This window comes from Pseudomonas sp. 18058 (assembly GCF_902706155.1).
Lineage (GTDB): Bacteria > Pseudomonadota > Gammaproteobacteria > Pseudomonadales > Pseudomonadaceae > Aquipseudomonas > Aquipseudomonas rustica.
The window spans coordinates 1-421 of record NZ_CACSJY010000146.1 but is presented as its reverse complement, the minus strand read 5'-3'; the positions used below and the strand labels follow the sequence as shown (position 1 = coordinate 421).

The 421-nt window shown below is 72.0% G+C and carries 1 protein-coding gene; it reads right to left on the bottom strand.

The genetic code is table 11. The annotated features are described in order from the left end of the window. Nucleotides 1-10: 10 nt before the first annotated feature. A partial coding sequence (locus GVL50_RS28560) for a tripartite tricarboxylate transporter substrate binding protein (RefSeq protein ID WP_256672031.1) occupies nt 11-421 on the bottom strand: 411 nt, incomplete at its 5' end.

Genomic DNA, 421 nt, shown 5'->3' with positions numbered 1-421 from the left:
GTGCGGGTGCTTATTCCGGTTCGATGCCGGCGGCCTTGATGACCTTGCCCCACTTCTGCGTTTCGCCGGCCTGGAAGCGGGCCAGCTCATCGGAGGTGGTGGTCCAGGGCTCGGAGCCCGCGGTCTCGTAGAACGACTTCGCCGCGGCGCTGCGCGTGGCGGCGGTGAGCAGCTCGTTCAGGCGCGCCACCACCGGCGCGGGCGTGCCGGCGGGCAGGAACACGCCATTCCATTCGTAGGCTTCGTAGCCCGGGATGGCGGCTTCGGCCACGGTGGGCACGTCGGGCAGGCGCCTGGAGCGTTCGGGCGCGGACACGGCCAGCGCGCGCAGCTTGCCGCCGGACACCAGCGGGTAGGTGGCCGCCACGGTGCCGAACATGAAGTCGACCTGCCCGCCCATCACGTCGGCGATGGCGGGGCC